The sequence below is a fragment of the Stenotrophomonas sp. SMYL20 genome (assembly GCF_036320045.1).
In the GTDB taxonomy this organism is placed as follows: Bacteria; Pseudomonadota; Gammaproteobacteria; order Xanthomonadales; family Xanthomonadaceae; genus Stenotrophomonas; species Stenotrophomonas maltophilia_A.
On record NZ_JAWIRT010000005.1, the window covers coordinates 166,467 to 171,389 of the forward strand.

The window sequence follows — 4,923 nt, forward strand, 5'->3', positions numbered from 1 at the left end:
CCCCCCCCCCCCCGCCACCACCCCCCCCACCCCCCCCCGCCCCCACCCCCCCCCCCCCCGCCCCCCCCCCCCCCCCCCCGGCCCAACCCTCTCGTTCTCCACTGCATCGGACAGCAAAAGCATTGTTGTTATCGGGTGGGGAGATAAATGTAGAGTCGAGCCATGCTCGACTCAGAGCGAAGCGACCCGCTGTTGCTCTGCTCTTCTTTTGATCTTCCGTGGCTGGCGCACACGGAAACTGTCATAGGTCGGGCGGGATGGGCTGCGCAGGGGCGTGAGCCGCATGGATGCGGCGACCGAGCTTACATGGACGTACTTGCAGCGTCCCCTGCGTGGTCCATCCCGCCCGGCCAAGCACGGCTGTTGCTTCAACCGTACCCCCCACCAGCCACGAGGGGCTCCGCCGTTGGCCGTATCCGCGCCGAAGGCGCGATAATGACCGGATGGAAACCGTCCGCATCGCCACCCGCAAGAGCCCGCTCGCCCTCTGGCAGAGCGAACACGTCGCCGATCGCCTGCGCCAGGCCCACCCCGGCCTGCATGTGGAACTGGTGCCGATGAGCACCCGCGGTGACGAGGTGCTGGACCGCTCGCTGGCCGCCATCGGTGGCAAGGGCCTGTTCCTGAAGGAACTGGAGCTGGCCATGCTGCGTGGCGAGGCCGACTGCGCCGTGCATTCGCTGAAGGATGTGCCGATGGAACTGGATGAACCCTTCGCGCTGCCGGCGATGCTGACCCGCCACGATCCGGCCGATGGTTTCGTCTCCAACCTGTACGCCTCGCTGGATGCGCTGCCGATCGGTGCGCGGGTTGGCACCTCGTCGCTGCGCCGCCAGGCCCAGCTGCGCGCGCTGCGCCCGGACCTGGAACTGCTGGACCTGCGCGGCAACGTCAACACCCGCCTGGCCAAGCTCGACAACGGTGGCTACGACGCCATCGTGCTGGCCGTGGCCGGCCTGGAGCGTCTGGGCCTGGGCGCGCGCATCGTCGCGCGCCTGCAACCGCCGCAGTGGCTGCCGGCCCCGGCGCAGGGCGCGGTGGCGGTGGAGTGCGACGGTGGCAATGCGCGCCTGATGGCGCTGTTCGCGGGCCTGGATGACGCGGAAACCCGTGCCTGCGTGGAAGCCGAGCGAGCGATGAACCGTGCGTTGCATGGCAGCTGCCACGTGCCGGTGGCGGCGATCGCGCAGTGGCAGGGCACCGACCTGCACCTGCAGGGCCTGGTCGGCAGTGCCAGCGATGGTCGTGCGGTGCGCGCCGAGGCGATCGGCCCGGCCAGTGACCCGGAAGCACTGGGCCAGCGCGTGGCGAAGATGCTGCTGGATGCCGGTGCCGGCGAACTGCTGAACGTCTGAGCCATCGCAGCTAGTGCCGGCTGCTGGCCGGCAACCTCGTGCTCCGATTGAATGCAGTTGCCGGCCAGCGGCCGGCACTACCGAAAGAAGAACGGGCGCCTTTGGCGCCCGTTTCTTATTTGAATTTGTAGACCACGTTCATCGTGGTCAGCGTATCGGTCTTGCGCTTGTCCTCGGCCACGTCACTGTTGTAACGCGCCTGCCAGCCGGCCTTCAGCGCCAGATGTTCGTTCATGCTCACCGAAACACCGAAGTCGTTCTGGCCGAAGGTGTTGTAGGAACCCGACTCGACCAGCAGGGTGTTGACCAGGTCGGTGTTGTCGGTCAGCGAGTACTTCATGTCGAACAGGCCTCGGCCGATCATGCCGGTGCGGGTGCGGTCGTCCTCGGTGCTGTGGGTGCGGCGCACACCGGGGCCGATCTGCGCGTCGAACGAGAAACGCTCGGTGTTCCACAGGCGGGTGCCGTAACCCAGACCGAACGAGCTCTGGCGGTCGTAGGTGGCGAAGTCATCGCGCTCGGTACGCACCGTGGCCGTCAGCTGGCGGTGCTCGCCCAGCTGCAGCGCGCTGCCGGCACTGCCGGTGTAACGGTTGGCGGTGGTGTTGTTGCGGCGGCTGGTGGAGCCGTCGTCGCGGGTCTCGATCACCTTGGAGCTGGAGCGCAGGCCAGCCAGGTCCATGCTGTGCACCCAGTCGCCATCGGTGTAGCGCAGGCGCAGGCGGCCGTTGAAGCTCTCGGTGCTGCTGTTGCCGCGTGCCGAAGCGAAACCGAGCTCGCCGCCACTGCCGCTCCACGGCGAGGACATCGCCGCCAGTTCGGAGGCATCCTGCGCATACGCGAGCGGTGCGCACAGCAGCAGGGGGATCAGCAGGGACACGCGCAGGGACATCGGGGCTTCTCCGAAGCGGTTGACAGCCGGTGATGATACTGGAAGCGTGATGGCGGTCCGAATCGATCCAAACGGTTTCTTCAGCAGGCGTTGCCGCGATCGCCTATTCAGGGCAGATCGACGCGCAATGCCGGGTCGTTGAAGCGCGAATAGCGCAGGCGCAGCTGGAAGCTGCGGCCATTGCTGCTGCCGCTGCGTACGATCTGCCGCGGCAGGCCCTGCGCGTCCACCCAGTACTCCAGGCGTTCGCCGGGCTGCGCGCCACGCAGGCGGTAGTGACGCGTCTCGACCCCGTCCAGCGACTGGCTGCCCAGGTCTTCGGCCTGCAGATCGGCGGGCAGGGCATCGGCCGGCAGCGGGTTGCGCCATTGCTCGAGCAGGCCCGGCGGGGTCGGCACCTGCCGGATCGCGTCGTCGGCCTGCAGGAACATGGTGTCGCCGATGATCGTCTGCGGACCGGCCGGGGTCTGCACCCGGAAGCGGTCGGGGGCGACGAAGTCCATGGCGCTGCGCACCGGCTGGGGCGCGCCCAGCACCTCCAGTTCGGCGTGGAAGCTGCGCAGGGCCGAGAAGCGCTGGCTGGCGCCCAGCACCGCCTGCGCCGGATCCGCCGCAGGCACGGGCGCTTCGGTGCTGGCCGGCGCGGGCGCGCGATCACAGGCGGCCAGCAGCAGGCAGGCCAGCAGGGACAGGGCAGGCAACCGGCGCATCGGGTGTTCCAGACGGGTGGGGGCGACCACGATAGCCCAAACGTCCCACACAAGACCCGCGACTCGGACATAATCGGGGGTATGGACCGATACGAACGCATCACCGCCCTGCATCGTCTGCTCAAGTCCGCACGCTATCCGGTGACGGTGGCGACCCTGCAGGACAAGCTCGGTTGCTCCCGTGCCACCGTCTACCGCGATCTGGCCTTCCTGCGCGATGCGCTGATGGCACCGATCGAGGGCGACGGCGAAGCCGGCTTCCGTTACCAGGCCGACGAGAGCGACCGCTTCGAGCTGCCCGGCCTGTGGCTGAGCTCGGAGGAGCTGCATGCCCTGCTGGCCTCGCAGCACCTGCTGGCGCGGACCGGAGGCGGCGTGCTGTCCTCGGTGCTGGCACCGCTGCAGCAGCGCATCGAGAGCCTGCTGGCGGCCCAGGCTGGCGTTTCCAGCTGGCCGGTGGACCGGGTGCGGGTGATTCCGCACCGTGGCCGCAAGTTCGATGAAGGCAGCTTCCGCAGCGTGGCTTCGGCGGTGCTGGAGCGCCGCCAGCTGGCGTTCGAGTACCGCGCCCGTTCCACCGACGAGCCGACCAAGCGCACCGTTTCGCCGCAGCGCCTGACCCACTATCGCGACAACTGGTACCTGGATGCCTGGGACCATGACCGCGAGGCGCTGCGCAGCTTTGCCGTGGATCGCATCCACAAGGCGCGGGTGATCGACAGCACCGCCCGCGACGTGGCCGACAGCGAGCTGGACGAGCAGCTCGGGGCTAGCTACGGCATCTTCTCCGGTGCGCCGAAGGGCTGGGCGACCATCCTGTTCAGCGCCAAGGCCGCGCGCTGGGTGGCCGACGAGCACTGGCATTCCAAGCAGCAGGGCCGCTTCCTGGCCGATGGCCGCTATGAACTGAAGGTGCCGTACAGCGTCTCGCGCGAGCTGCTGATGGACGTGCTGCACTACGGCTCGGATGCCGAGATCGTCGAACCGGTGATGCTGCGCGAGCAGGCCAAGGCGCTGCTTGAGCTCGCCCTGAGCAACTACGACAACTCCTGACACTCCCCCCCGAGAACCCTTCCGCCCATGAAGAAGACCCTGTTGCTGCCCCTGCTCGCCGCTGCGCTGGCCCTGACCGCCTGCGGCAAGTCCGGCGAGCCCTCGCAGAAGCTGGTGGTGGCCGCTACGGCCGTGCCGCATGCCGAGATCCTTGAAGTGGTCAAGCCGATCCTCAAGCAGGAAGGCGTGGACCTGGACGTGCGCGTGTTCAACGACTACGTGCAGCCCAACGACCAGCTGGTGCAGAAGCAGGTGGACGCCAACTACTTCCAGACCGAGCCGTATCTGGATGCCTACAACCGCGATCGCAAGACCGATCTGGTGAAGGTGATCGGCGTGCACATCGAGCCGTTCGGTGCGTATTCGCGCAAGATCAAGTCGCTGGCCGAGCTGCGCGAAGGTGCCGACGTGGTGATCCCGAACGACCCGAGCAACAACAGCCGTGCACTGATCCTGCTGCACAAGGCCGGTGTGATCGAGCTGAAGGATCCGACCAACGCGCTGTCGACCCAGCGTGACATCAGCGCCAATCCGAAGAACCTGAAGTTCCGCGAGCTGGACTCGGCGATGCTGCCGCGCGTGCTGGACCAGGTCGACCTGGCCCTGATCAACACCAACTACGCACTGGACGCTGGCCTCAACCCGACCAAGGATGCACTGGCGATCGAGAGCAAGGACTCGCCGTACGTGAACTTCCTGGTCGCACGCCCGGACAACAAGGACGACGCCCGCGTGCAGAAGCTGGCCAAGGCCCTGACCAGCCCGCAGGTGAAGGCCTTCATCGAGACCAAGTACAAGGGCGCGGTGCTGCCGGCGTTCTGACGGCCGCTGGCCATGTGGTAGTGGCGGGGGGGGGGGGGGGCGCGCCCCAGCCCCCCCCACAGACAAAGAGGTGGGGCCCGCGGCCCCCCCA

Annotated in this window: 5 protein-coding genes; 3 read left to right on the plus strand and 2 right to left on the minus strand. The window is 67.9% G+C overall.

The features are described from left to right. Positions 1-443 precede the first annotated feature (443 nt). Positions 444-1,355 (plus strand): hydroxymethylbilane synthase, encoded by a 912-nt coding sequence (hemC, locus tag V3B48_RS05660; protein ID WP_049421426.1) that lies wholly within the window; start codon positions 444-446, stop codon positions 1,353-1,355. A 115-nt stretch (positions 1,356-1,470) separates the two neighbouring features. Here hemC and V3B48_RS05665 read toward each other — a convergent pair whose 3' ends face one another. After that, positions 1,471-2,247, minus strand: coding sequence for a DUF481 domain-containing protein (locus V3B48_RS05665; protein ID WP_010481298.1), 777 nt, complete (start codon positions 2,245-2,247; stop codon positions 1,471-1,473). A gap of 107 nt (positions 2,248-2,354) precedes the next feature. Further along, on the minus strand, positions 2,355-2,957 hold the full coding sequence (locus V3B48_RS05670) for a hypothetical protein (RefSeq protein WP_049399177.1): 603 nt from the start codon (positions 2,955-2,957) through the stop codon (positions 2,355-2,357). Between the two features lie 81 nt (positions 2,958-3,038). On the opposite strand from V3B48_RS05670, the gene V3B48_RS05675 reads away from it, so the two are divergent. Continuing rightward, positions 3,039-4,010, plus strand: a complete 972-nt coding sequence (locus tag V3B48_RS05675) for a YafY family protein (protein ID WP_010481302.1) — start codon at positions 3,039-3,041, stop codon at positions 4,008-4,010. A gap of 27 nt (positions 4,011-4,037) precedes the next feature. Beyond that, positions 4,038-4,832 (plus strand): MetQ/NlpA family ABC transporter substrate-binding protein, encoded by a 795-nt coding sequence (locus V3B48_RS05680; protein ID WP_049399178.1) that lies wholly within the window; start codon positions 4,038-4,040, stop codon positions 4,830-4,832. The last annotated feature ends 91 nt before the right edge of the window (positions 4,833-4,923 follow it).

Bases quoted from the DNA above. Each gene is read 5' to 3' on its own strand.
- V3B48_RS05680 (WP_049399178.1), top strand. From the start codon at position 4,038: ATGAAGAAGACCCTGTTGCTGCCCCTGCTCGCCGCTGCGCTGGCCCTG.
- V3B48_RS05675 (WP_010481302.1), top strand. From the start codon at position 3,039: ATGGACCGATACGAACGCATCACCGCCCTGCATCGTCTGCTCAAGTCC.
- V3B48_RS05665 (WP_010481298.1), bottom strand. From the start codon at position 2,247: ATGTCCCTGCGCGTGTCCCTGCTGATCCCCCTGCTGCTGTGCGCACCG.
- V3B48_RS05670 (WP_049399177.1), bottom strand. From the start codon at position 2,957: ATGCGCCGGTTGCCTGCCCTGTCCCTGCTGGCCTGCCTGCTGCTGGCC.
- hemC (WP_049421426.1), top strand. From the start codon at position 444: ATGGAAACCGTCCGCATCGCCACCCGCAAGAGCCCGCTCGCCCTCTGG.